This is a genomic window from Domibacillus antri, assembly GCF_001936625.1.
GTDB lineage: Bacteria > Bacillota > Bacilli > Bacillales > Domibacillaceae > Domibacillus > Domibacillus antri.
Genome location: NZ_MSDU01000008.1, coordinates 13,513 through 38,299 on the forward strand (window position 1 = coordinate 13,513; position 24,787 = coordinate 38,299).

Sequence of the window (24,787 nt, forward strand, 5' to 3'; positions counted from 1 at the left end):
CACGCAACCAAATCCAGCTTTTTTCCATTAAATCTCTCTGCATCCGACGAATGATCATAAATCACCGTCCGCACCCGCGACCGCCAATCCGTATACTTGGCCAGATCGACCTGATTCCGATTTTCCATTTTTACGAATATCTTCTTCAAATAAATCGCTATTAATAGCCATTGAGTAGGCATCAGCTAAATTAATAGAAAGGCGATTATCATCTGGATGACCTGAAAATTCAAAAATGACTTCCTCAAGTGATCTATTTCTAAATTCTTTTTCCTGTATTTCTTCCTCAACTTCATCTTCGTTTTTTATAATTAACCAAACTGTGTCTATACCTTTTAATGCTCTGTAAATAGAAGTTGCCCTTTGTTGTCCATCCAAAATAAGGCGAAAATTCTCAATTTGAGTTTTATTTTCGATTTCTTCTTGACTATAATTAATTGGAGGAATTGGTGTTCTTGATCCTGGTCCTTTTCGTGGCCTCTTATCAATTTCTCTAACCGTTATTTCAAAAGAGGGCTTGCCGTAAATTATCGAACCAATAAAAATACCCCTTACTAGAGAATCAAATAACTCATACGTTTTAGTAATATCCCAAACAAAATCTCTTTGAAATTCTGGAAGTACAATGCTTCCAATTTCAATATTACGAATTAAATTTTTTATTGACTCTGTTTGTTGTTGCTGACCATTCATATTAATTCCTCCTATTCTCTTTCCTCTCAAAATACCCATGCAATCTAAACTCACAAATCTCCTTCGTCCACTCATACACCATTTCATTCCCGCCAGCATCCACATTCACCTGAAACACGTTCCCGTCAAACGAAACAAGCCCGCTGCTGCCGCTCCATTTGGTCATTGGCATTTTGGCAATGAGATCAGCGACGGCTTTTTCGTTGTACTGCGCGAGCTTTTGTCCTTGCCGGTCGGAGAAGTCGATGCGCTTCCGATATTCTTTTGAGGTTAGGTAGTGATGGAAAAAAGGTGCGGCTTCCTGCGGCGTGATCGGGTCAAGCCAGCGGTCCGGTCCTTTTGAAAGCATATAAAGCAAAACGACCATTTTGTAGCTTTTCGTCATGCCGGTTTTTTCGACTTCGGCAAACCAATGCTCAAACTGCTTGAAGGCTTCCTGTTCTGCCTCATTTAATTCGCCCAACGCGTATAAAAAACCCGGATACGACTGGTGAAATTCCTTGACCATTTTGCTGTCGGCGGCTCCGTGCAGGTGAAGTTCCAAATACGACGGACGGCGGCCAAGCTCTTTTTTCAAGTCTTCGTAGGCGTAATAAAGCTGCTCTTTGCGCGGGTTGCGCTTGCGGCTCATTTCTGTCAGCAGCTCCACTGCTTTCAAATCAAAATCCATGACACAGTTCGCCGGCATGGCTGGCACAATGTCCCGTTTTTTCCGTTCCGGCTCGGTGTCAAATACACGCATTTTCACGTCGGCGTTCCGGTAGTTTCCGATTAAATCAATCATGACGCAGTGCGTTTTTCCGGGAGCCGTCCGCAAGCCCCGCCCGATCTGCTGGGTGAAGACAGTTAATGATTCGGTCGGGCGCGTGAACAAAATTGTATCGACGGACGGAATATCGACGCCTTCATTAAATAAGTCAACAGTAAAAATGGCGTCTAATTCTCCCTTTTCTAGCATGGAAATCGCTGCCGGGCGTGTTACATTTTTTGTACTGGAATGAAGGGCGATTGTTTTGTATCCGTTCTCATTAAAATAGCTGCTTAAAAACTCGGCCTGCCGGATCGATGAACAAAACGCAATTGTTCTCGTCTGCTTATTCTTTTTCCAGGCGGCCAAAATCTTCTCTGCCATTTCCGCGCGCATCTGCACCGCCAGCAGTTCTTCCTCATCATAGCGGCTCCCCAGCCACGTGAGCGCGGAATAGTCGGTGTCATCGTACACGCCGTAATAATGAAACGGTGCGAGCCACTGTTTTTGTATCGCTTCCATAAAATGAATGCGGTACGCCACATTGCCATCGCAAATGCCATACACATCCTTGTTGTCCATCCGGTCCGGCGTCGCGGTAATACCGAGGAAAAATTTAGGCACAAAATAATCACGCACTTTTTCGTATGAACGGCTTGCGGCATGATGAAATTCATCAATGACGATTAAATCAAATTCATCGGGGCGAAACGAATGCAGGTGATGCTTGGAACCAATCGTAAATACTGAAGCAAAAATCATGTCCGCTTCTTTTTCCTTGGAATTGCCGTCTAAAATGCCGGCTGTCCGTTCTGGATGCACGTGCAGAAATGATCTTTTCGCCTGCTCCAAAATTTCGTTCCGGTGCGCCACAAATAGCACCCTCCGAAAATGCTTTGCGAAAAAAGCCGCCAGATATGTTTTGCCGAGTCCGGTTGCCATGACGACGAGCGCCCGTTCATACTGCTCGTCCATCGTCTGTTCCAGTGCTTTGAGAGCCGCTTTTTGGGCAGGGCGCGGTGTTAAATAGGCTGGCTGTTCCTCGGCTATTACGGATTCCTGGTCTGCCGCTTCCGAAAACATCACTTCCACTTCTTCCGCTTCCGTCCATTGCACACGAAGCGACTGCTTGGCATGAAACTGATCGTAACGGCTCCGGTAGTCAGCAATGGTTTCATGATTGACCGGAATGGTACGCTCATCGTAAAAAACAGCTTCAAATTCCTTCAATGCCTCGTCAAAAAGAATTTCATTTTCAGCCGCAACGTTCCACTCTACGCCTCCTGTCAGCGCACTTGCGGACATATTGGACGAGCCGATGATAACGTGCCCCTGCTCGCCAAGACGAAACAAATATGCTTTCGGATGAAACGACCGGCCGCCGCTTTGAAACAAGCGAATTTCCGCTTCCGGCAACTCATCTGCCAGCATTTGCAGAGCGTCCGGCTGGGTGATGTGCAAATAGTCGCCGGTTCCGATCCGGATTTCGGCTCCGCGTGCGGCGGCTTTTTGCAGGGCTGGAACCAATTTTTTCACGCCAGACTTCATAACAAATGACGTTAAAATGTCAATTTCCGTTGCTTCCTCGGCAAGACGGTTCAGCACATCGATCAATTGCGACGTTATCAGCTTGAGCTTAGTCATCCGCTACCTCAATTAAATAAATACGGTCATTGAATCCGCCCCGCTTTTCGGCTTTTTCCTGACGAACCTTTTCCAGCTGTTCCGGTGTTGCTCCGTGAATGGCCGCTGCCGCATGGATCAGCTCCAGCAAATCAGCCAGTTCCTCCACCGCGTCCTGGTCGTTTTGTGCGGCTTCATATTCAGCCAATTCTTCATGCATTTTGATTTTTACTTCTGCTATGTATTCTTTTTCATCCAAAATTCGTGATGTATACGTTTTGCCCGCTTTTTCAATGACCTCTAAAATACGGTCGCGGACAAGCTTGTTATGTACCGGCATGATATGACACTCCCTTTTGCATATATTGATCCTATTTTACCAAAAACTTGTGAAAATTTGTTGTTTTTTGGCGAAAAGCTCTGCACAAAAAAAGAGCCGATTTTTAAAAAATGGATCATTACCCGCTCTTTATACAACTCCTATTTTATTTACTGTTCAGCAGAGACACTTTTCAGAAGGATTTTATCATTCGAATGATCTTCTGCCATAATCTATTGATCTGTTCCTTTCACTGAATACATCTTAGAGCCAGTGGGAAAAAAAGTTGAATTCTTTTTCACCAGGCATCTTGCTTGCCTCTGTCTTTTTTTTAATGGCTCCGATTTGTTCATCAAGCTCTTCGCTGTCCTCGCTATACTCTTCTGCCCCATTGTACTCCACGCCATTTATCTTGACATTCCAGCGCAGCTTCCATCTGTTGTATTTTCACTGCAGGCAGCCAGCGTAAAACAGGCGATTTTTCATGCGGCTCCATCCTCCTTTGCCCAATTATTTTACCAAACGGCCCGTTCGCGCTACAATGAAACGAAGAATGAGAAAAGGCGGGATTGGATGTCTGAGGAGCTTTCAAAGCGGATTGCGGAGAGTTATGAAAAAGAAGAAAACATGATGATTTTGGTGTTTGCGCAATGGTGTGTGAACCATGATCTCGATCCGGCGGACGTGTACAAGCGGGCGTATCCGGACCAGGGCGAGAACCAGGCGCTGAAGGACGGGATTGCGCTGACGGTGCCGAAAGAAGAGGCGGGCGAGGTGCCGGATGACACGCTGCTCGGCGTTTTGTCCTTGTTTGGCAATGAGGATTTGGCGTTTGTGGTGGCGCAGGAGATCGAGAAGAAGGCGAAGTTCTGATAAGAAATGATTTCATAGTAACGAGGGATGCACATGGACAAAGCAATTCAGTCATATTTTTGACCAGTTAGAGATATACGCTGATTCGATCCGACCTGATTCAAGGGTTAAAAAAAGCTGTATGAACAGCTAAAGGACGAACAAATCAAGCAAACCGCAATGGAATGAACGGAATTAGAAGAGGATCCTAAATATCGGAAAGAATCACCCTGCTAACTTGGTCGTTTGCGAAGGGTGATTCTTTTTTATATGTAAATAAGACGACTATACTCTATAAAAATTCTTTAAATTTCTGAAGAATATTTCTAAAATCGACTGGATGCATAGCCCCTCGTCGTTTGTAAGATGTGCTGATGTCTATTTATTGGATTGATCGTGCTGATTTCTGCCCATGATGGAACTTCCAGGCCCGCCATTCTCCAATTCAAAATAGGAATACAAGCTGGGAACCATTGATTAGGAGCAGATTTTGTGATCTTTATCGAAATCGCAATAGCTTGTCCTCCATTCACCGTTACGATAAGGGCAGGCCGTTCCTTGCCGGTCCGCCCTTGTTCATCCACCTGTCTTGGCGGATAAGGAAAATATATATCGTATATTTCAGATGGCTTCATTAGTCACGCAGCCAATCCTCTGCCATTTTTTTGCGCATCATTTGAATAATCACTTTGGGCAATACCGTTATGGTCGACCTTCAGCACTTCTTTATTGAGGAGCAGTTTATTTATATCAATCCCGGCAGCAAGCTTTTGATTCATTTGTTCCATGCGCTGTAACGATTGTCTGTTTAAAGAAGATCCTGCAGAATGAGACCGTTTCATCATTCCATTTTGACCTTGCTCCTTTTCCTCATTTGCCCACCACCTTTACTTATATAGTATCTATATTCCGATAACTTGCCAAACACTTATTCCTTTATTTTCCTTCTGCCTTTTGTTCCCACTGGCGGACCCATTCCAGGCACTCTTCAGCAGGGAGCGGCTTGCTGAAGTAGTATCCTTGCGCCACGTCGCAGCCTTGTTTCTCCAGGCACGTGAGCTGTTGCGCTGTTTCGGTTCCTTCTGCAATCGTAATTAAATCAAGGTTATGGGCGAGCGTGACGATTGTTGACACAATATCCCGCCCTTTCCCTTCATCCGCCATATCTCGGACGAACGACTGGTCAATTTTCAGGCAGTCAATCGGGAATTCTTTTAAATACTGCAATGAGCTGTAGCCTGTGCCGAAATCGTCAATAGAGACATGGACGCAAGCTGTTTCAGCTGCTGCAAAATGGAAATGACCACACCGGCGTTAGAAGCAATTGATTTGGTAATTTCCAGCTCCAGAAAATGTGGATCGATCCCGGTTTCCTTGATGATGTTCTGGAGCGTATCCACAAAGTCCGTACGGTAAAATTGCCGAATCGACACGTTGACGGACACTGGTACAGGCCGCATGCCTTTTTCCTGCCACTCTTTCATTTGCAGGCAGGCCGTGCGGATCACCCATTCCCCAATTTCGACAATCAATCCGCTTTCTTCAGCAATCGGAATAAATTCAGCCGGGGAGACAAAGCCCATTTCTTCATTGTGCCAGCGAAGCAGCGCCTCCACACCGTGCACCTGTTTCGTTTTCATATTCACCTGCGGCTGGTAGACAAGCGACAGCTCCCCATTCCGGATGGCGTTTTTCAGGAGCTGCTCCATTTTAAAAAACTGGTCATGCACATTCCCGGTGGCTGACTGGTAAAACTGGTACTGCTGCTTGCCGTCCTGCTTCGCAAAATACATCGCGTGGTCTGCTTTTTTAATCAGCGTGTCGCGGTCATCCCCGTCCTGCGGAAACAGGCTGATGCCGATGCTGGTCGATGCCGTCATCTCGATGTCATTCAGCACAAACGGCTCTTTGAATACATGAGCACTTGCTGGACTGCCTGGCCTGCTTCCTCTTCCCCAGCTCCTTCTAGTATAATGATCAATTCATCCCCGCCATAACGGAACACCCGGGCCGAGACGGGAAGGTGCATGGCGAGCCGATTCGCTGTTTCTACCAGAAGCAAATCCCCAAAATCATGCCCAAATGCGTCGTTCACCGACTTAAACCGGTCCAAATCAAGAAAAAACAGCGCAAACGCGGCATTCTCCCGTTTGGACGAATCAATGAGCTTCTGCAAATACTGGTGGAAATAATGCTGGTTCGGCAATTTGGTCAAATAATCATGAAAGGCCATTTCATTCAGTTTTTCTTCAAAATGCTTTTTTTCGGTGATATCTTTGCCAATGCAGTGAATGCCTGCAACCGTGCCGTTTACCATAATCGGAATGATCGTCACATGCAGTTCCACAATGTCTTTTGATTTTGTGTACATCGCCGTCTCATACTGCACCGCTTTGCCTTCCATCACTTTTGAAAACCGGGCAATCGTGTACGCCTGGCGCTCCGGGACGATATGGGACAAAAACGGCTTGCCGATCAGCTCGTCTGACGTGTAGCCCATTATTTGTTCTGTCGCCGGGTTGATGTATTGAAAACGCCCTTTTAAATCAAATGTCAGCACGGCGTCAATGTTGTTTTCAAAGATCGACCGGTACGGCTGCCGGATTCACATTCGTAAAAAAGCCTTGTACATTCAGCATAAAGATAAAGTCCGGATTAAACTGAAACAGCGACTTCAGCTGCTGGTGCATTTTTTCAAGAAGGCGCTCTGCTTCTTGTTTTTGGCTAATGTCATGATATTGTACAAGATTGACAAGCTCTCCGTCCTCTGTTTCGATAATCCGCACGTGAACAGAAACGGGAACGATCTTTCCTTCTTTCGTTTTATGAAGCGACTCAAATGCCGTAAACCCCGCTGGAAATATACATTGGCACAGGCATTTGTCGAATGATGCGCTTTAAATCGTCTTTTGTAAAAGTCGGTCCCGTAAACTGATCCATAGATTCGCACCTCAAAAATAAATTTTTTGATTTCATCTGAATCTATTTTATCATATCGAGACGAAAATTTGAATGATATGGAATAGTATGTCATCGAAATCTTTTTTGTTCTTTTCACATGGCTGCTCTCATGGTGTTTCGTCAACGCGAAAAAAGCCCCACTCTACATAAGCGTGGGCCTCTTTTTGCTGAAGGTCGCACCATCTAGCCGGCTGTCATCCCCTTTTTGCATCCTTTTTTCTACTAATAAGTTTTATTTTTATTCTTTTATATGTGGTATACTAATGGTTTGTGAGGAGTGAGAAAGATGATCGAAACGGTGACAACAGGGGCCAAAATAAGGCAGTTTTTATCGATATTAGGGCCGATTTTAGTGACTCAAGTGGCCATGTTTTCCATGACCTTTTTTGATACGATTATGTCGGGCCGCTACAGCGCGCAGGATCTCGCCGGCGTAGCGGTCGGGTCGTCGCTCTGGATGCCGGTATTTACCGGTTTAAGCGGCATTTTAATGTCGATTACGCCGATTGTCGGTCATTTGATCGGCGGCGGTGAACGAGAAAAGGTTTCGTTTTCCGTCATGCAGGGGGTCTATGTTTCCCTTTTGATTGCGGCCGTCACGTATGTGCTGGGGTGGCTGTTTTTGGAGCCGATTTTAGGGGCGATGAATCTTGAGGAAAATGTACGCCGAATTGCGTTTGAATATGTGATCGGCCTCTCATTCGGCATTATTCCGCTGTTTTTGACGGCGGTTTTGCGCGGCTTTATTGACGCGCTCGGCATGACACGGACTTCGATGGTCATTACACTTTTGGCACTGCCGCTTAATGTGGCGTTTAATTACGTGCTGATTTATGGAAAATTCGGTTTTCCGGAGCTTGGCGGTGTCGGTTCCGGTTATGCGTCAGCGATTACATTCTGGCTTATTTTCTTTTTAGCCGTCTGGATCATTCATCGCCATGAACCCTTTTCGACGTACCGGTTATTTTATGCGCTGCCTCGTGCATCCATTGCGAAATGGAAAGAAATTTTGTTATTGGGCTTGCCGATCGGGCTGTCGATCTTTTTTGAAACAAGCGTTTTTTCCGCTGTCACCTTGTTCATGAGTGAATATAATACAAACGTGATCGCAGCGCATCAGGCGGCTCTGAATTTCGCCTCGCTTACGTACATGATTCCGTTGAGCGTGTCGATGGCGCTGACCATTGTGATCGGGTTTGAAGCGGGTGCAAGGCGCTGGCGTGACGCGCGCACGTACAGTTTCATCGGTGTATCAATGGCTATCGGCATCTCCTTATTATGTACGGCGTTCATTTACTTTTTTCGCGATCAGGTGGCGTCTTTGTACTCCACAGATCCGGAAGTGCTGGAGCTGACGGCCGGATTCCTGCTGTTTGCGGCACTGTTTCAGCTGTCTGACGCCATTCAGGCACCGGTTCAAGGAGCGCTGCGGGGATATAAAGATGTGAATGTCACCTTTCTCATGACGATGATCAGCTACTGGGTAATCGGTCTTCCTCTCGGCTGGGCACTCTCCAGATGGACCGATTTCGGACCGTACGGCTACTGGATCGGGCTGATCACCGGACTGACGTGCGGTGCTGTCACCTTGTCCGTACGCCTGAAATATGTTCAAAAACGAAACGCAGCATTCGATAAAATAGAATAAAAAAAGCGAAATAACAAATGTTATAAATGGTTTCCATTATTCCAAAAAGGAGATTGAGCCATGCTAAAACGCATTTATCGACCCGTTAAACGCCCGCAGCCTGCAAGTCTCTATGACCAGGAGTTCGGTGCAGAATCCATTATGAAGCCCGGGTATGCCGGGACAGATGCCGCCAAGGTGCAGAAGGAAATTGCAGACGACGTGGCAAATGGAATCGGGGCTATCACCTCCAGGGAAGCCGGTCACCTGCGATCGCGAAATCGTTGATCTCTCTTTAAGCAGCACTGCGTTTAAACGGGTGCTGCTTTTTTTATTTTTTGTCCCGCTCTTCTCATCACGCCAACAAAAAACCCCTCCTGAAAAGGAAGGGTCATCCCGTCAACACGTCTTCAGATGGATACTTAATGTGCGGTTCGTGTTTTTTCGCGAGCATGTAGGCAATCGACAGCGGGCCTACTTTACCGGTAATCATTAAGATAACCAGAATCAACTTGCCCGGATCGGACAGCGTAGGCGTTAAATTCATCGACAGTCCGACCGTCGCAAAAGCAGAGACCGCTTCAAACATTAAGGACAAAAAAGGTTTATCCTCTGTTACATTAAGTGCAAATGTTCCGGCAATCACGGTAAAGAAAGCAATCATTGTAATCGACAGAACACGTATCACATATTCAGGCCGAATGGTGCGGCGGAATAAATGGATATCTTTTTTTCCTTGAACATACGAGATCATGGCGGCTCCCATCACGATAAAGGTGGTTAATTTAATGCCGCCGGCTGTTGAACCGCTCCCGGCGCCGATAAACATAAGCATCATCATAAAGAATGCTGTGGCACTGCCGAGCGCCCCGATATCCACTGAGTTAAACCCGGCTGTCCGCGTCGTGACTCCTTGGAACCAGGAAGCCCACAGCTGCTCCGAAAGCGGCTTTCCGCCAATCGTTCCCGTATTGGAATGCTCCAGCACAAAGAACATGAAAAAGGCAAATACATTCAGTGCCACGGTTGCCGTCACCATAATTTTTGTATGCAGCGAGAATTTCCGGAATGAGCGGTGTTCATATACATCAATCAGCACCGTAAACCCGAGACCGCCGAGAATAATCAGCGAGGTAATCCCGATCGTAATAATCCCGCTTCCTGCATATTGCATCATATTATCAGGCCAGAGTCCGAATCCCGCATTATTAAACGCGGACACCGCATGAAATATACTGTAATACATCCCTTTCATAAACCCGTATTCCGGCACCCATATAAGTGCCATAAAACACGCCGCAATCAGTTCAATCGCAAGCGAAAAAAACAGCAGATTTCGGACAAGCTTTACGACGCCTCCAAAGTGAATCTGCCCGAGCGCCTGCTGCATGATGAGCCGCTGCTTTATGCCGATCCGCTTGCCAAGCAGCACGAAAATGATGACCGCAAAGGACATAATCCCGAGACCGCCCATTTGAATGAGCAGCAAAATAACGAGTTCTCCGTATATCGTAAACTCAGTACCTGTATCCACAACGGCAAGCCCTGTCACTGTAAAGGCGGATGTCGCAGTGAACAACGCATCCACCCAGGAAAGCGGGGCCGTTTCAGAGACGGGCAGTTTTAATAAAACCGTTCCAACCAGAATCGCACTTAAATAAAGTAAAAGCAGGAAAGCGGCCGGTTCAAGGCGCATTTTTTTCATCGCTGGTCCTTCTTTCAATCAAAGAATGGATTTATTTTACGCCGCACAAAAAAAAAAGTAAAGAAACATTTTATTTACGAAAATGCTTTCCAAGTACATCCTGTCCTCCTGTGACAGGAATGACCGCTCCTGTAATAAATGATGAATCTTCGGATGCTAAAAACGTGACAACACGCGCGATGTCTTCCCCGGTGCCCGGGCGTCCCACCGGCACGCGGGGAGAATTGACACCGGCCGCATCCGCCATGCCGCGTTCTTTCCAGCTTCCGGCTATATCGCCCGGACACACCATATTGGCCGTCACTCCGCTCGCTGCTTCTTCCAGCGCGATCGTTTTCGTCAATGATGCAAGGCCTGTTTTCGCCGCTGCAAACGCGGAACGATCGACCCATCCCGGCGCTGTCTCCACCCGGTCAAATCCAAATGTAATAATTCTTCCCCAGCGGTTTTCTTTCATTGCCGGCAGCAATAATTTGGTCAAATAAAACACAGCCGTCATATTTCCGCTGATCAGCGTATTCCATTCATCCCACTCATAATCCGCCATCGGTTTTCGTTCATCTATGTATGGTCCCGCGTTGTGAACAAGAATATCCACCCGTCCAAATGTCTGCAAGGCGGTTGATGCAAGCTGTTCACAGTCTTCCTTTTTAGACACATCCCCGGCCGCGGCCAGCGCTTTTACGCCCCAGGCAGCAGCCATTTTCCGTACAAACTGTTCAGCACATTCCTGGTCAGACCGGTAATTCACAATCACATTACAGCCTGCCGAAGCGAGTAATTCCGCCGTTTTTCGTCCCACTCCTTTTGAACCACCTGTAATCAGTGCCGTTTTTGCCATCCGGGTGCCTCCTTCTTACCATATCCTCTTCCTCTTATGTTAATCACCCGTCAATCCGAATGCAAATATAAAAGCCGGCATATTTGTGCCGGCTTAACATGTTTCATTCATGCAAATAAACCCTTTTACCTGAATTCCATATTTCTTCAACAGACGAACAGCAAAATTGCGCTCCACTGCTGTCGCTGCCGCAATATACACTTCCTGCCCGCCGTATTCACCGGCACGGCGCGGTAGATACCCGCACGGAATATGAACAGCTCCGTTCAGCGGCAGATGATTCGCTTCCTGCCAGTCCCGTACATCAATGACCGGATGGCCGGCCGCCTCGTCAGGAGAAATGCGTTTCACATTCACCGGCCAGTACCGCTTATATCCAATCAGCAACGCAGCTGCCAATACAAATGCTGCGATGATGAGATAAGACATCCTTCATTCCTCCTTCAATCGTTCCTTATATTCTATACTGCATAGGGTATTATTTCAATCTTTTTGTTTCAAATTCTCCAAACAGGTTATGTATGCTGAAATCAGCTGCAGCTTTTCGGCATCCGAAAGATCGGACTCATTCACCCGCCGGACCGCTTCGAAAAATTTTACTTCGGCTTTTTTTCTCAGCCTCGGATGGTTCATTTTATCAAGCAGTTCATTTTCCATCGCTTCCCAGACATTTTCAAACGTCCGGCCTTTCCAGAGCCTTGTATAGGCCCCATGCCAATCCTCCACAAAACACCCTCCTTTTGCCCCGTTTATCATTTTATGACGAAATGCGTCATTTGAACAGACACAAACGAAAGTTCTGATTCTATTTGATGAGAGGACTGCTAAAAGGGGGGGATTTTTAATTGGAGAAGGGACATTCTTACAAAGCGGACAGCACACCTGTCTGCTCTTAGCTCCCGCAATGAAAAAAAGGCTGCTCCAGTCAGCGCCGGAACAGCCTTATCACTTACTTTAATTTTGGCATTAAAGACTCGATGGCTTTGTTCAGCTGCGAATCGTTTTCCTGCAGTTTCATACGCAGCTGCTCCATGAGTTTCGTTGTTGTAGCACCCGTTAGTACACCGGTCACTTCGATATCGGATGCCTGCTGAAATTCTACGACAGCGTTTTGCGTATTTTCATCAAAGTAGCCGTCTGCCTTACCCGGATTATAACCGAGCGCCGTCAGCATTTGCTCCGCTGTTTTGACTTCATCAGACAGCGTTTCGAGTTTCAATTCGGATTCCGGATTAATGTACGAAAGGCTCGCATAATCCGGCAGCTTAACAGCCGTATCCGGTTCAATGCCTTTTTCATGAATCCATGTTCCGTCCGGGGTAAGCCATTTCGCTGTTGTCAATTTTAAGTTTGACTTATCGCTGAAATCTTCCGCGGACTGAACGGTTCCTTTTCCGAATGACTTTTCACCAATGAGCGGAATGCCGGCTGATTCATTCAGCGCAGCGGCTAAAATTTCTGATGCACTCGCACTGCCGCTGTCAATTAAAACGGCCGTCGGAAGCGTGATTTTCTCGCCGCCTTCCGCTTTAAACACCTGCACCTCTCCATTGCTGCTCTCGACCTGCAAAATGTTTTTGCCTTCAGGGACAAATAAATTCGCCATTTCAATCGCTTGATCCAGCAGACCGCCCGGATTTTGTCGAAGGTCAAGGACAATGCCTTTCATTCCTTTCGCTTCCATTTCTGCAAGCGCCGTGTTTAATTCTTCGGCCGTATGTTCAGAAAAACTGGTGATTTGAATATGGGCGATTTTATTTTCATCGAGCTCGGCATAAACGGTCTCGATTGGAATTTCATCGCGTACAATCGTGATTTTCTGCGCTTTTTCGGAACCCGCTTTTTGTACTTCAAGGGTGACCTTCGTGCCCTTTTCACCCCGGATTAGCAGCACCGCTTCTGATGCGCTCATGCCTTGAATGCTTTTGCCGTCAACTGACAAAATCATGTCGTTCGGCTTTAATCCCGCTTTTTCAGCCGGTGAGCCTTTAATGGGCGAAACGATCATAATGAATCCGTCCTGCTCTTGAATTTCCGCACCGATGCCTTGGAATGAGCTCGAAACACCTTCGTGAAACTGCGATGCTTCTTCGACATTCATGTAATCGGAATACGGGTCTTCAAGCGCATCAATCATCCCGTTAATTGCCCCGTTGACGAGTGCATCCTGATCAACATCCTCATAATAACTTTCTTCAATTTTGTCATACGCTTCATACAATTTATTAAACTCGGGCCGGGCCGGTGCACCTACCTCGACCGCTTTCTCATCTCCGAAAGCGAGCGTTATTGTTGTCACCGCCGCCGTCACGAACACGAGCGCAAAGACCATCATAATAAATTGGAATCGTTTTATCTTGATGTAATGCCCCTGTTCCGGCTTTTCCTCTTCCATGCTGTTCCCCGCTTTCTATTGCTATGTACACTTATCTTCTCATTCTACCAGTTTTTATGGTTGTTTGAAAATAAAAACCTCAGCGAGTGTGAAGTAAGCTTCCTGCATCCACTTCTCCTCACTTTGTAAAGCACAGAAAACGTGACGAAATGGTTTGGAGCGCAGCTAAATCCACTTTTTCCTGACCATGTTGACTTGAGCGTGGCCAAGTCCTCTTTTCCGTGACCAAACAAAAAACCGGCGTTTATTCCGCCGGTTTTACGTTGTCAAAATATTCTTCAAGCGTCCAGTCATTTTCTGCAATGATCGCAGCAGCTTCCTTACCTACGTAGCGGAAATGCCATGGCTCATATATATAGCGGGTAATCTCTTCTTTCCCTTTCGGATAACGTAAAATAAATCCATATTCATGGGCGTGTTCTTTCAGCCATTTGCCTTCTGCAGTCGCTTCAAACTCCTGATTCAATTCAAAGCCGTTGCTTTCAGATGAAATATCCATTGCAAGGCCGGATTGATGTTCACTCATACCGGGCGGCGCAATCGATCCAAGTGCTTTTGCTTCGCCATCCGCCGCTGCACCGGCCGCTAATATTTCTTCCTGCCGCTCATAGGAACGGTAGCCGGAGACAGCAAATAAAAAGAGTCCGTCTTCTTTTGCGCCGGCAAACAGCTGCTCAAGCGCAGCCGCTGCTTCTTTTCGCATATAGCTTTTTTCAATGTCTTGATCGCCAAAAGAGTACGCCACATTCGGGCGCACAAGATCTGGCGGGATATAGTCTGACGGCAATGCAAACGCCTTATTCACCAAAACCATTGGATTTTCCGGATTTTGAATGACCTGTATCCCTTCGATCTCTTTCACCTCATTAAAATAAGATGCCTCAAGAACCGGACCTGATTCTTCTTGTATTTGTTCTTTAACCGGCGGTGTTTTATCCGCGACCGGTTCTTCCGCTGATGAACAGCCGCCAAGCAGGACGGCTGCCGTCATCAGCCAAAAAGCAGACTTTTTCATTACGGCTGAACCGCCGATTCAAGAGCCACTTCGATCATGTCATTAAACGTCGTCTGACGTTCTTCTGATGTCGTTTCTTCACCAGTCACAATGTGGTCACTGACTGTCAGCACAGCCAGCGCACGTCGCCCATATTTTGCTGCGAGTGTATATAGTGCCGCCGTTTCCATTTCAATGGCTAAAATGCCGTACTGCGCCCATTTTGCGTGGTCGGCATTATCGTTATAAAATTGATCCGCTGTAAAGACGCTTCCGACTTTCAGCTGCAAGCCTTTTTGCGTTCCGGCATCATAGGCGGCTTTCAACAGCTCCCAGTTTGCGGCCGGCGCATAATCAATGCCGTTAAACGTCTGGCGGTTCATGCTTGAATCCGTTGAGGATGTCATCGCTAAAATGACGTCGCGCACGTTCACATCTTTTTGAATCGCACCGCACGTGCCGACTCGTATCAAGTTTTGCACATTGTAGCTTTGCATTAATTCGTTAATGTATATCGAAATCGATGGTACACCCATTCCGGTTCCCTGTACGGAGACTTTCTTTCCTTTATACGTACCTGTAAATCCGAGCATGCCGCGCACTTCGTTATAGCAGGTTGGATTTTCCAAAAATGTTTCCGCAATGTATTTGGCACGGAGCGGATCACCTGGAAGCAAAACCGTCTCAGCAATCTCGCCTGCTTTTGCGCCGATGTGTACACTCATATCTATTCCTCCAATTCAACCAATATCCATCCGTTATTTTATTCTTTTTCGATGGACACTGCAACCGTCAGGCGAATCGGCTGATCGTTTCATTCAATTTTGACTCAATCGCTGGAAGATCATGCTTGCCGATGCGAAGACGGACATTCGTTTCATCCGTGCCCATCGCTTCCGATAAAAAGCCGCCGAGGCCACGGGCTCGTCTGTCCACCTGCATTAATAGCGTTACTTCATGTGCTGCCTGCTCAATAAATGTCACTTCCAACTCATCGAGCTTTCCTTTATAATCACCGCTTACCGGCACAAATTCAAACTCCTGGACGAACGGATATTTGCCGCGTGCGTGCCGTGACGGCTGCTGGCACTCCACTTCACGGAGACGGAAGCCCAGCGATCGCACGGCTTCCAGTACCGCTTCCGCAATCGGCGTCGCGCGCACTTCAATGTAATCTTTATCACCCGGATCAACAGCCTGTTTAATATCCAGACCCGTTTCCACCCACACACGAGTTTTTCCCTGCGTAATCGGCGTTTCATGCGGAAGCTCCAGATCAATCGGAAATTCCCGTGTCTCACCGGCACCGATCGTGAACGGCTCATTTAACTTCCGCTTAAAAACGGCCGCGTGATCAGTGACCTTTTTATCATCTGTTTCCCGCACATAGGTTGTCATCACGCTCAAATAGATCGAATCGATTTGCTGTTCAATATTGCCGCCTTTTACCTCAACTACACCGCGCATGATCTCGCCCGCTGTGTAGACCGTTTTTTCAAGCTTTGTATCCACTTTCGCGCTGCCGATTCCAATGCTGGCCAAAACTTTATTAAATAATGCCATCCTGAATCCCTCCCATTATTGGTTGTGATTCCATGTACGCTGCATGTCAGAAAAAAGTTTCAACTATTTAGTTCATCCTGTCTATATTTTTCCCAGGCATCATCAAATACGGACATTGAAGGCAAGTAATCCACATCCATTTCTAAATAGCGGCTTAACGAATCATACTCATCCGCACTTTTCGGAAAGGAATGATCCGCAAACGCATGGTTCGCAAAGGCCGCAATCTTATCACGCGGCGGTTCTTCCCGATACTTCATTAAATAATGATAAAACGATTTATGCATTTTTAATCCTCCAAAAAAAAGACCTTAAAAAGGTCTTAGAGTATAGACAAAGTCAGAATCAAATTCCATCAGGCTGAGACCTTAAAAAAGGTCTTTGAATTCACCATACCCTTCCGCTTCCAGATCTTCTTTCCGGATAAAGCGGAGTGATGCAGAATTAATGCAGTAGCGTAATCCCCCCGCTTCCGGCGGTCCGTCCGGGAAAACGTGGCCTAAATGGGCATCCGCTGTTTTACTGCGTACTTCCGTGCGGATCATGCCGTGGGAGTAATCTTGTTTCTCCAGCACTTCTTCCTCGTAAATCGGCTTCGTAAAGCTCGGCCATCCGCAGCCGGCATCGTATTTATCCGTCGATGAAAATAACGGCTTGCCGGAAATGATGTCGACGTAAATGCCCTCCGCAAACTCGTTCCAGAACTCATTATGAAAAGGCGGTTCAGTGCCATTTTCCTGTGTAACGGCAAACTGCATCGGTGTTAATTTATTTCGTAATTCTTCTTTGTTCATTTTACATCCCCCCAATGTTTTTGAATGAAGCCGGCACGCCCGGAGCCTGTTTGATACGATTCATAATGGGCTCGGTTTTTCAAGTAATATTGCTGATGGTACTCTTCCGCTGCATAAAACGGTTCGGCCGGCAAAATTTGAACGGCAATCGGCTGTTTGAACCGCCCGCTTTCATCGAGTTTTTGTCTCGACTTTTCCGCGAGGGCTTTTTGCTCGTCCGTTGTATAAAAAATCGCCGGCATGTACGAACGGCCTCTATCGTAAAACTGGCCGCCGCCGTCTGTCGGATCAATTTGCATCCAGTATACATCAAGCAGTTTTTCGTACGGGAACTCCGCCGGATCAAACGTGATTTCGACCGCTTCAATGTGACCGGTTGTACCAGAGCACACTTCTTCGTACGTCGGGTTTTCCGTATGTCCCGCTGTATAGCCGGAGATGACGGACACAATGCCGGGCTGCTCTTCGAACGGCTTGACCATACACCAGAAACACCCGCCCGCAAAAATGGCTTTTTCCATGATTATTCCTCCTATTGTGCTGCCTTTTCAGGGAGAAGAACAGCGAATTGAATGTCGTCTTCTTCCAAGTTAAACGATTCTGCTTTCACCCGCATGCCATTGTCAAGTTCCATGTCAGCAAGTGATACATAAATCAGCTCTTCATTCGGCACAGCCCGCACCCAGTCCGGAAACGCACCGGAGTTTTCTGCCGTTTTCAGCACGTATGAAGCCGGCACTTCAAGCAGCCCGACGCGAAGCCCTTTCTGCCGCAAAATGATGTTGCCGTTTTCAAGCGCTTCCGGTTCAAATGTCATATGGTAGTCAATATCGGTTGAAAATACCGGAATCGAGCCGTACAGTTCGACTTCATTGCCGATGTAGACGTCATAGTCAAACGGTGCACTCCCGGCTTCTTTTTCCAAATAATATGAAACGAGTTTATTTAATTCCGCTTTGGTCGATGTGACGTGAAAAGCAGTTTCCCCTTCCACTTCCTTCATGACCGGTTTTTCTGCGCCGGACGGCAATAAAAGCATGGCCGCAAGAATGCCTGCGGCTGCGATCACCGCGAACAGCAATAAAAAAAAGGCCACTTTCCATTTCGTCAATTTGATCCCTCATTCACAAAAACAATTTTTTGATTGGTCAATTTTTCAAGCGCTGCGCCGTTTATCGTGTCGAAAATACGGCCCGCTATTTGTTCATACCCGAGGTCGTTCGGATGAAACTGATCTTCGAAAAAAAGACCGTCACTTCCTTCTGAAAATATATTCTCAATGCTGACAAACGCCGTTTGGTCAAACTCCGATGCAACCGTTTTTCCTGTTTCATTCCAAGAACGGACGATTTCATCATCATCTTCCGTTTCGATAAAGATTTTGCCGAACGGATTGTATATGCCGACGAGCACAATACCCGCATCATTGTTTTGGTTCCGTATTTCGGTTAATATGGCATGAAGCCGTTCCCCATATCCTGTCTCTTCCTGCTCAAAATGTTCAATCGTCAAATCAGACCAGTTTTCTTTCACGACTTTGACGACATCATTTCCGCCAATTGTGATCATGACGATATCCGCTTTGGCAATTTCCGCTTTAACGTTCTCTATTTGAAGCCGTTTCAATAATTGATCCGTTCTGTTACCTTTTTTGCCAAAATTAACAAACGAAGCGTCATCAATTTCATCAAGCGATTCCAGCTGCTGCTCCAAATACGGCACATAGCCGCCTGACGCTGTGCTGTCGCCCACTCCTTCTGTAAGGGAATCACCGATTGATACAACGTGAATATTTTGCGGAACCGGCGCGGCCGCTTCTTCTGCTTCACTTCCGCACCCCGCCAGAAAAGCTGTCAAGAAGAGACCCGCTATCATTCGTTTCAACGCGGTCACCTCATTTTTCGTAATAAAATCGTATCACGTTCCCATCCAGGTTGAAAGTGATATGTTTTCAATATATGATTATAGCATGTGACACATCATTACTTCTATTTGAAAGGAGCTTTTTCGTCTTGAAAAAACCATTATCGGCCATCATCCTGACGATGATGATTCCCTTTGCGGCTGCCTGCGGAAATGAAAATGCAGCCGATACACATGAAGGCCATACTCATACAGCACCGAATGGCGATTTACAGGAAACGACTGCTTCCATTAATGAATTGCCTTCATTTTTAGATGATAAAGATGAAAATATGCGGGCCATTTATTCAGCTGCCGCGAAACATGCGGACGTTATTGAACAAATGCCCTGTTACTGCGGATGCGGGGAAACAGCCGGACACACAAGCAATTTGAGCTGCTTCGTTGCCGAAATGAGTGAAGAAGAGATTGTTTGGGACGATCACGGTACACGCTGCGGCGTTTGTCTCGAAATCGCGGCTCATACGGCCATCATGACCGAAGAAGGCAAATCTGTACAGGAAATTCGTACATTTATTGACGACAATTACAGCGAAGGCTACGCTGAACCAACACCAACGCCGCTGCCAGGCGCCTAACCGGATCATAACACTGATCCGGTTTTTTTATTTTGGACCTGCCTGTTTCTCCAAAAAAAGACACCGGACAAAAACGCATCCCGTGTGTCTTCTCCTTTATTTCGCCTGATACATAATTCCGACTGCGCCCGGACCGGCATGAGCGGAAATGATCGGTGCCGTAATGCAAATATCGATATCTTTGAATCCCGTCATCTCCGTTATTTTAGCACTTAAATTCTGCGAAAATTCATGACTGTTTCGTCCTGCATGACAAATGGAAAAGCTGACAAGTTCACGCCCTTTTAATTCTTCGCTGATTTGATCGACGAAAAATTTAATCCCTTTTGCGTGGCTTCTCACCTTTGTCACCGGTGACAGCGCGCCTGTGTCTAAATTGGCAATCGGCTTAATGTTGAGCAGTGATCCAATAAAGCCCTGCGCTTTGCCGATGCGTCCGCCCTTAATTAAGTTTTCCAGCGTGTCAACCATAATGTAGAGCTTTGTTTCGGCACGCACTTCATCGAGCCGCGTCACAATTTCTTCCACCGTATGGCCGGCTTCCGCCATCTTCCATGCTTCAAGAACCTGGTAAGACAGCGCTTTTGAAATGTAGCGTGAATCGACAACGGTGACATCCGATTTTGACATTTCCGCCGCCTGCTTCGCGGATTGAAACGTACCGCTCATGGCGCCTGTCATATGGATTGAGATGATTTGACTGCCATCCCTTCCGAGTTCATCATATACTTCCAAAAACTTTCCTACCGGCGGCTGTGATGTTTTCGGCATGTCTTTGGCCTGATCCATTTTCACCAAAAATTCTTCTGCTGAAATTTCGACGCTGTCCAAATACGTTTTACCGTCCACCAAAACAGTCAGCGGCACCATCGTAATGCCCCGCTCTTTTAATTCATCGCTCGTCATATCCAGCGCCGAATCGGTGACTATTTTAATTTTGCTCATGTTTAATCCCTTCTTTCCTGCCATTCAACAATTTCTTCATTCATTTTACTATTCTTTAGCCGTTCTTCCTACCGTATTAACGTGTTTGCACAAAAAAAGAAGAAGACAAAAGCCTTCTTCATCTTTATGATAATAGCGAGCGGTCGCTGAGTCCGGCGCCGCCTTTAATTTTCTGAAATTCAGCGAGCAGCTTTTCAACCGTTAAATCCGCTTTTTCTTCTTCATTAGCCGAGAAAATAATTTGCCCTTTATCCATCATAATCAAGCGGTTGCCAAGATCAAGCGCCTGCTGCATATTGTGTGTCACCATCAGAGTTGTAAGCCCGAGCTTCGCCACAATTTCTTTCGTTAAATTCGTGATCAACTCCGCCCGCGACGGGTCGAGGGCAGCTGTATGCTCATCCAGCAGCAAAATTTTCGGATCGGTAAATGTCGCCATTAATAATGACAGGGCCTGCCGCTCTCCACCTGATAGAAGGCCGACTTTCGCCTGCAGGCGGTCCTCCAAACCAAGGTGAAGCATTTCAAGCTTTTCCCTGTAAAAATCACGCCGTTTTTTGGTCACCCCGAAACTCAACGTCCGCTTCTTTGTCCGATTGTAGGCGAGCGCCAAATTTTCTTCGATGGTCATTGTCGGTGCGGTACCGGCCATCGGGTCCTGAAACACGCGGCCAATTTTCACTGCCCGTTTATGTTCAGCCAGCGAGGTCATGTTCACGCCGTCGATCATAACCGTCCCCATATCCGGCACAAGTTTTCCTGAAATAACGTTCATCAGCGTCGATTTACCCGCGCCGTTACTGCCGATGACCGTGACAAAATCGCCTTGCTTCATCGACAAATTCACTTTGTTCAGCGCTATTTTTTCATCCGGTGTCCCCTCGTAAAACACTTTAAAGATTTGATTCATTTCAAGCAACAGGGCCACCTCCATCCGCATTCAGCTGCGCCAGCCGTTTTTTCTTTCGGGCCGCTTCTTTTTGTTTATCCAGTACCTTTGGCATGATAAGCGCGATAATCACGATAATCGCTGTAATCAGCTTCATATCACCCGTGTCTAAAAACTCAATGCGAAGCGCCAGCGTGACAATAATCCGGTATAAAATGGCGCCCACAACAACCGCCAGCGTCGCACGGGCAATCTTGGAATCACCAATGACGGCTTCTCCGATAATAACCGAAGCAAGCCCGATCACGATCATCCCGATCCCCATGCCAACATCGCTGAAGCCGTTATATTGGGCAATTAACGCGCCGGAAAAAGCAACAAGCGCATTTGACAAACCGAGACCAAGGACTTTCATCCAGCCGGTGTTGGCGGAGAAACTGCGCACCATTCCTTCGTTGTCGCCAACCGCGCGCAGGCTGAGGCCGATTTCTGTTTTCAAAAATAAATCGATAATCAGTTTAATAATCAGTGTCAACACAAGCATAAACAATAACACGCTCCATGCAGACGTAAACCATGATTCAATTTTCGTCATGACCGTTTCTTCCGCCAAAAGCGGCACATTCGGCTTGCCCATAATGCGGAGATTAATAGAATACAAGGCGATCATCATCAAAATCCCGGAAAGAAGCGGATTAATACCGCCTTTCGTATGCAAAATGCCCGTCATACAACCCGCCAAAAATCCGGCAAAAAGGGCCGCAATCGTTGAAATAAACGGATCGTAGCCCGCCGTAATCATAATGGATGCGACCGCTCCGCCTGTAACGAAACTGCCATCCACGGTCAAATCGGGAAAATCAAGCACGCGGAATGATACATACACGCCGAGTGCCATGATCGCGTAAATGACACCGGATTCCACGGCGCCAAACATCGCTGTCATCATAATAAAATCCTCCTGTGCAAGAAAAGAGCGCCCGGTTGAAGGCGCACTCTTTCGTTATTTTACAAACTCAGCTTCTTCTTTCCACTCTTCTTTAATCTCAATGTTCATTTCTTTTGCGGCTGTTTCATTAATAACAAGCTTCAAATCCTGCGGCGGCAGCACAGGAAGTTCACCTGCTTCTTTTTCACCTTTTAAAATTTGTGCCGCCATTTTTCCTGCTTCATAGCCGATGTCATCGTAATTAAAACCGTATGCCGCAAAGCCGCCGCGGGCAACGGAATCTTTTTCACCGACGAACAGCGGCAGATCTTCATCGTTTGCGACTTGAATAACCGATTCAAGGGCGGATACAACCGTATTATCTGTAAAGATGTAGAACATATCCACTTTTCCGATTAATGATTCGGCTGCCTGTTTCACTTCAGATGATGTTGAAACGGTGACCGGTACCATTTTCAAGCCATTGTCCGTCAGCACTTTTTCAACTGCTTCCGCCTGTGCAACAGAGTTTTGCTCACCGGCATTGTAAATGACGCCGACATTTTTGCCTTCAAACTGCTCAGCCATAAATTTGACCGTATTTGTGATCGCATCCGGATGCAAGTCCACTGTACCCGTCACATTGCCCCCTGGTTTCTCTGTATCTTTCACAAGACCGGCCGCCACCGGATCCGTCACCGATGTAAAAACGATCGGGATGTCTTTCGTTGCGTTTAGCGCCGCTGTTGCACTTGGAGTGGAGTTGGCAAAGATTAAATCAACGCCGTCACTCACGAAGTTGTTTGCGATGGTCTGGTTATTATTTTGATCGCCTTGTGCGATTTGCTCATTATATTCCGCTGTAATGCCGGCTTCTTCCAGCCCTTTTTTAAAGCCTTCGTACGCATTATCGAGCGATGGATGTTCCACAATCTGTGTTACGCCGATGTTGTACGTTTCGCCGCCGTCCGTGCCGCCGCTTTGTTCATTTGTTTCTTCTTCTCCGCCGCCGCAGCCTGCCAACATCATCGCTGCAGCACCTGAAATCAGCCAGCCTTTTGTCCATTTATTCATCAAAATTCCCCCTCTTTTTTGCATAACCGCTTTTATGTGTTAAAGTTGTTTTTATTATCTTTGAATAATAACAGAAAAGCAAGCCTTTTTCGCATAAAAAAAAACCGGAGAGCTTCCGGTTACGGCATTTTCGCCAGCTGTGATTCAATTGTTTGCTGTACCGATGCCGCTGTCTGTTTTAAATCAGCCTGAACATGCTGATCCGGCATAACCGGCGGCAGAACAACAACATGAATGCGCGCCGGTGTCAGTTTTTTTCGGCCATTTTTTTCGAACACATCCGCGCTCCCTTTAATGGCCACGGGCACGATTGGAACAGCTGCATCTTTCGCCATTCGGAACGCGCCTGTTTTAAACGGCTTTAACTCGCCGCCTTTGTTGCGCGTACCTTCCGGGAAAATAAACAGCGAATGGCCTTTTTCCAAGATCAAAGCCCCGTCGCGAAGCATTTTTATCGCATCGCGGCGGTCGTTCCGGTTAATAAATAGGCAGTGAATCAGTTCCATCCACGTACTCAAAAGCGGGATTTTTTTCATTTCCGTTTTGGCGACAAATCCAAACGGCTTATCCAAATAACCAAGCATCGCTGGCACATCAAAATCCCCTTCATGATTGCTGACAAGCATGACGGGCCCTTGCGGCACATGTTCTTCACCTGAAACGTGTACGTTTGCCCCGGCCATTTTAATAACAGAGCGATTCCATTTCTTCACAGCCGGATGAACTTTCCGGTCACGCTCTTCCGCCGGCAGCGAAGTATCGAGCTGTTTATTTCGCACCATGACCGGGATAAGAGCGGTGAGAGAAATAAATAAATAAATGAAAAAGACCGCTAAGCGAATCATCTTTTCACCTTTTTATAAACGCAAAATTCATAGTCATACGGATTTTTGTCATCTTTTAATCCCGGCACACAGCTTTCCATTTCAAATTCATCCCATGGGATCGCATCAAAATACGTATCCCCTTCAAATATATGATGAATGCGCGTGACATATAACCGGTCCACGTGCGGCAAAAAGGCCTTGAACACAGCCGCCCCGCCGGTCACAAATACTTCCTCTGATCTTGCCAGAACGTCATCGGCCGAATGAACGATCGTGCAGCCCTCCGCTTCATAAGATCGGTCACCTGTTAAAATAACATTTTCCCGCCCCGGCAGCGGACGGCCGATGGATTCGTATGTTTTCCGTCCCATGACAATCGGATGCCCCAGCGTCGTGTTCTTAAAAAATTTCAAGTCTTCCGGCAAATGCCATGGCAGGCTGTTGTCTTTGCCGATCAATCCATTTTCATCCTGTGCCCAAATAAATGAAATCACCGAATCACTCCTTC

Annotated in this window: 32 protein-coding genes; 4 read left to right on the forward strand and 28 right to left on the reverse strand. The window is 46.8% G+C overall.

Annotation, left to right across the window (positions count from 1 at the left end; translation table 11 throughout):
• Nucleotides 1-54: 54 nt before the first annotated feature.
• From BTO30_RS04060 to BTO30_RS04070, 3 genes are read right to left on the reverse strand one after another with little or no spacing between them, the layout of a single operon-like run.
• The gene (locus BTO30_RS04060) at nucleotides 55-693 is read right to left on the reverse strand and encodes a DUF262 domain-containing protein (protein WP_075397442.1); all 639 of its coding nucleotides are present in this window, start codon (nucleotides 691-693) and stop codon (nucleotides 55-57) included.
• Nucleotide 694: 1 nt separating this feature from the next.
• Nucleotides 695-3,085: a DEAD/DEAH box helicase family protein gene (locus BTO30_RS04065; RefSeq protein ID WP_075397443.1), complete on the reverse strand. Its 2,391-nt coding sequence runs from the start codon at nucleotides 3,083-3,085 to the stop codon at nucleotides 695-697.
• Nucleotides 3,078-3,404, reverse strand: a complete 327-nt coding sequence (locus tag BTO30_RS04070; RefSeq protein ID WP_075397444.1) for a nucleoside triphosphate pyrophosphohydrolase — start codon at nucleotides 3,402-3,404, stop codon at nucleotides 3,078-3,080. The genes BTO30_RS04065 and BTO30_RS04070 overlap by 8 nt, the downstream gene beginning before the upstream one ends.
• Before the next feature lie 552 nt (nucleotides 3,405-3,956).
• Here BTO30_RS04070 and BTO30_RS04075 point away from each other — a divergent pair.
• Nucleotides 3,957-4,256, forward strand: a complete 300-nt coding sequence (locus BTO30_RS04075; RefSeq protein ID WP_075397445.1) for a hypothetical protein — start codon at nucleotides 3,957-3,959, stop codon at nucleotides 4,254-4,256.
• Between the two features lie 305 nt (nucleotides 4,257-4,561).
• On the opposite strand, the gene BTO30_RS04080 is transcribed toward BTO30_RS04075, so the two are convergent.
• From BTO30_RS04080 to BTO30_RS04105, 6 genes are all read right to left on the reverse strand, one after another.
• Nucleotides 4,562-4,870, reverse strand: coding sequence for a hypothetical protein (locus BTO30_RS04080; RefSeq protein WP_075397446.1), 309 nt, complete (start codon nucleotides 4,868-4,870; stop codon nucleotides 4,562-4,564).
• 3 nt (nucleotides 4,871-4,873) lie between these two features.
• Nucleotides 4,874-5,080, reverse strand: a complete 207-nt coding sequence (locus BTO30_RS04085; protein ID WP_075397447.1) for a hypothetical protein — start codon at nucleotides 5,078-5,080, stop codon at nucleotides 4,874-4,876.
• A 91-nt stretch (nucleotides 5,081-5,171) separates the two neighbouring features.
• Nucleotides 5,172-5,462, reverse strand: a complete 291-nt coding sequence (locus BTO30_RS17830; RefSeq protein WP_075397448.1) for an EAL domain-containing protein — start codon at nucleotides 5,460-5,462, stop codon at nucleotides 5,172-5,174.
• Nucleotides 5,450-6,133: a GGDEF domain-containing phosphodiesterase gene (locus BTO30_RS17835; protein ID WP_075397449.1), complete on the reverse strand. Its 684-nt coding sequence runs from the start codon at nucleotides 6,131-6,133 to the stop codon at nucleotides 5,450-5,452. Before BTO30_RS17835 ends, BTO30_RS17830 begins: the two co-directional genes overlap by 13 nt.
• Nucleotides 6,127-6,840: a diguanylate cyclase domain-containing protein gene (locus tag BTO30_RS04100; RefSeq protein ID WP_083632289.1), complete on the reverse strand. Its 714-nt coding sequence runs from the start codon at nucleotides 6,838-6,840 to the stop codon at nucleotides 6,127-6,129. The genes BTO30_RS17835 and BTO30_RS04100 overlap by 7 nt, the downstream gene beginning before the upstream one ends.
• Complete coding sequence (locus BTO30_RS04105; RefSeq protein WP_143331910.1) at nucleotides 6,812-7,111, reverse strand: PAS domain S-box protein; 300 nt, start codon at nucleotides 7,109-7,111, stop codon at nucleotides 6,812-6,814. Before BTO30_RS04105 ends, BTO30_RS04100 begins: the two co-directional genes overlap by 29 nt.
• Before the next feature lie 371 nt (nucleotides 7,112-7,482).
• Here BTO30_RS04105 and BTO30_RS04110 point away from each other — a divergent pair, with 371 nt between their 5' ends.
• Together BTO30_RS04110 and BTO30_RS04115 are read left to right on the forward strand one after the other, a co-directional pair.
• Nucleotides 7,483-8,844, forward strand: coding sequence for an MATE family efflux transporter (locus BTO30_RS04110; protein WP_075397452.1), 1,362 nt, complete (start codon nucleotides 7,483-7,485; stop codon nucleotides 8,842-8,844).
• Nucleotides 8,845-8,904: 60 nt separating this feature from the next.
• Nucleotides 8,905-9,111 carry a hypothetical protein gene (locus BTO30_RS04115; protein WP_075397453.1) on the forward strand — a complete coding sequence of 69 codons (207 nt, stop codon included), beginning with the start codon at nucleotides 8,905-8,907 and terminating at the stop codon, nucleotides 9,109-9,111.
• A 103-nt stretch (nucleotides 9,112-9,214) separates the two neighbouring features.
• On the opposite strand, the gene BTO30_RS04120 is transcribed toward BTO30_RS04115, so the two are convergent.
• The 13 genes from BTO30_RS04120 to BTO30_RS04180 form a co-directional block, all read right to left on the reverse strand.
• Nucleotides 9,215-10,528 (reverse strand): TrkH family potassium uptake protein, encoded by a 1,314-nt coding sequence (locus BTO30_RS04120; protein WP_075397454.1) that lies wholly within the window; start codon nucleotides 10,526-10,528, stop codon nucleotides 9,215-9,217.
• Between the two features lie 70 nt (nucleotides 10,529-10,598).
• Complete coding sequence (locus BTO30_RS04125) at nucleotides 10,599-11,369, reverse strand: SDR family oxidoreductase (protein WP_075397455.1); 771 nt, start codon at nucleotides 11,367-11,369, stop codon at nucleotides 10,599-10,601.
• A gap of 93 nt (nucleotides 11,370-11,462) precedes the next feature.
• Entirely contained in the window at nucleotides 11,463-11,798 is a 336-nt protein-coding gene (locus BTO30_RS04130) for a rhodanese-like domain-containing protein (RefSeq protein ID WP_075397456.1), read from the reverse strand.
• Nucleotides 11,799-11,852: 54 nt separating this feature from the next.
• Complete coding sequence (locus BTO30_RS04135) at nucleotides 11,853-12,095, reverse strand: hypothetical protein (RefSeq protein WP_083632290.1); 243 nt, start codon at nucleotides 12,093-12,095, stop codon at nucleotides 11,853-11,855.
• Between the two features lie 223 nt (nucleotides 12,096-12,318).
• Nucleotides 12,319-13,764: a lmo1851 family serine protease gene (locus BTO30_RS04140; RefSeq protein WP_075397458.1), complete on the reverse strand. Its 1,446-nt coding sequence runs from the start codon at nucleotides 13,762-13,764 to the stop codon at nucleotides 12,319-12,321.
• A gap of 244 nt (nucleotides 13,765-14,008) precedes the next feature.
• The gene (locus BTO30_RS04145) at nucleotides 14,009-14,779 is read right to left on the reverse strand and encodes a M15 family metallopeptidase (RefSeq protein ID WP_075397459.1); all 771 of its coding nucleotides are present in this window, start codon (nucleotides 14,777-14,779) and stop codon (nucleotides 14,009-14,011) included.
• Nucleotides 14,779-15,483: a purine-nucleoside phosphorylase gene (deoD, locus tag BTO30_RS04150; RefSeq protein ID WP_075397460.1), complete on the reverse strand. Its 705-nt coding sequence runs from the start codon at nucleotides 15,481-15,483 to the stop codon at nucleotides 14,779-14,781. Before deoD ends, BTO30_RS04145 begins: the two co-directional genes overlap by 1 nt.
• A gap of 67 nt (nucleotides 15,484-15,550) precedes the next feature.
• Nucleotides 15,551-16,321, reverse strand: coding sequence for a sporulation protein (locus BTO30_RS04155; RefSeq protein WP_075397461.1), 771 nt, complete (start codon nucleotides 16,319-16,321; stop codon nucleotides 15,551-15,553).
• Between the two features lie 59 nt (nucleotides 16,322-16,380).
• Nucleotides 16,381-16,608 (reverse strand): YozE family protein, encoded by a 228-nt coding sequence (locus tag BTO30_RS04160; protein WP_075397462.1) that lies wholly within the window; start codon nucleotides 16,606-16,608, stop codon nucleotides 16,381-16,383.
• Nucleotides 16,609-16,689: 81 nt separating this feature from the next.
• Complete coding sequence (msrB, locus tag BTO30_RS04165; protein ID WP_075397463.1) at nucleotides 16,690-17,115, reverse strand: peptide-methionine (R)-S-oxide reductase MsrB; 426 nt, start codon at nucleotides 17,113-17,115, stop codon at nucleotides 16,690-16,692.
• Nucleotides 17,112-17,636, reverse strand: coding sequence for a peptide-methionine (S)-S-oxide reductase MsrA (msrA, locus tag BTO30_RS04170; protein ID WP_143331911.1), 525 nt, complete (start codon nucleotides 17,634-17,636; stop codon nucleotides 17,112-17,114). The genes msrB and msrA overlap by 4 nt, the downstream gene beginning before the upstream one ends.
• 11 nt (nucleotides 17,637-17,647) lie before the next feature.
• A complete protein-coding gene (locus BTO30_RS04175; protein WP_075397465.1) occupies nucleotides 17,648-18,226 on the reverse strand; it encodes a YpmS family protein in 579 nt (192 codons plus the stop codon).
• Entirely contained in the window at nucleotides 18,223-18,990 is a 768-nt protein-coding gene (locus tag BTO30_RS04180) for a GDSL-type esterase/lipase family protein (protein WP_245796347.1), read from the reverse strand. Before BTO30_RS04180 ends, BTO30_RS04175 begins: the two co-directional genes overlap by 4 nt.
• A 137-nt stretch (nucleotides 18,991-19,127) precedes the next feature.
• On the opposite strand from BTO30_RS04180, the gene BTO30_RS04185 reads away from it, so the two are divergent.
• The gene (locus tag BTO30_RS04185) at nucleotides 19,128-19,616 is read left to right on the forward strand and encodes a PCYCGC motif-containing (lipo)protein (protein WP_075397467.1); all 489 of its coding nucleotides are present in this window, start codon (nucleotides 19,128-19,130) and stop codon (nucleotides 19,614-19,616) included.
• A gap of 96 nt (nucleotides 19,617-19,712) precedes the next feature.
• On the opposite strand, the gene BTO30_RS04190 is transcribed toward BTO30_RS04185, so the two are convergent.
• The 6 genes from BTO30_RS04190 to BTO30_RS04215 form a co-directional block, all read right to left on the reverse strand.
• Nucleotides 19,713-20,561 (reverse strand): DegV family protein, encoded by an 849-nt coding sequence (locus tag BTO30_RS04190; protein ID WP_075397468.1) that lies wholly within the window; start codon nucleotides 20,559-20,561, stop codon nucleotides 19,713-19,715.
• Between the two features lie 124 nt (nucleotides 20,562-20,685).
• The gene (locus tag BTO30_RS04195) at nucleotides 20,686-21,480 is read right to left on the reverse strand and encodes an ABC transporter ATP-binding protein (protein WP_075397469.1); all 795 of its coding nucleotides are present in this window, start codon (nucleotides 21,478-21,480) and stop codon (nucleotides 20,686-20,688) included.
• Nucleotides 21,473-22,399, reverse strand: a complete 927-nt coding sequence (locus BTO30_RS04200; protein ID WP_075397470.1) for an ABC transporter permease — start codon at nucleotides 22,397-22,399, stop codon at nucleotides 21,473-21,475. Before BTO30_RS04200 ends, BTO30_RS04195 begins: the two co-directional genes overlap by 8 nt.
• A 54-nt stretch (nucleotides 22,400-22,453) precedes the next feature.
• On the reverse strand, nucleotides 22,454-23,452 hold the full coding sequence (locus BTO30_RS04205; RefSeq protein ID WP_075397471.1) for an ABC transporter substrate-binding protein: 999 nt from the start codon (nucleotides 23,450-23,452) through the stop codon (nucleotides 22,454-22,456).
• 119 nt (nucleotides 23,453-23,571) lie between these two features.
• The gene (locus BTO30_RS04210) at nucleotides 23,572-24,297 is read right to left on the reverse strand and encodes a lysophospholipid acyltransferase family protein (protein ID WP_075397472.1); all 726 of its coding nucleotides are present in this window, start codon (nucleotides 24,295-24,297) and stop codon (nucleotides 23,572-23,574) included.
• On the reverse strand, nucleotides 24,294-24,773 hold the full coding sequence (locus tag BTO30_RS04215) for a dihydrofolate reductase (protein ID WP_075397473.1): 480 nt from the start codon (nucleotides 24,771-24,773) through the stop codon (nucleotides 24,294-24,296). The genes BTO30_RS04210 and BTO30_RS04215 overlap by 4 nt, the downstream gene beginning before the upstream one ends.
• Nucleotides 24,774-24,787: the final 14 nt, after the last annotated feature.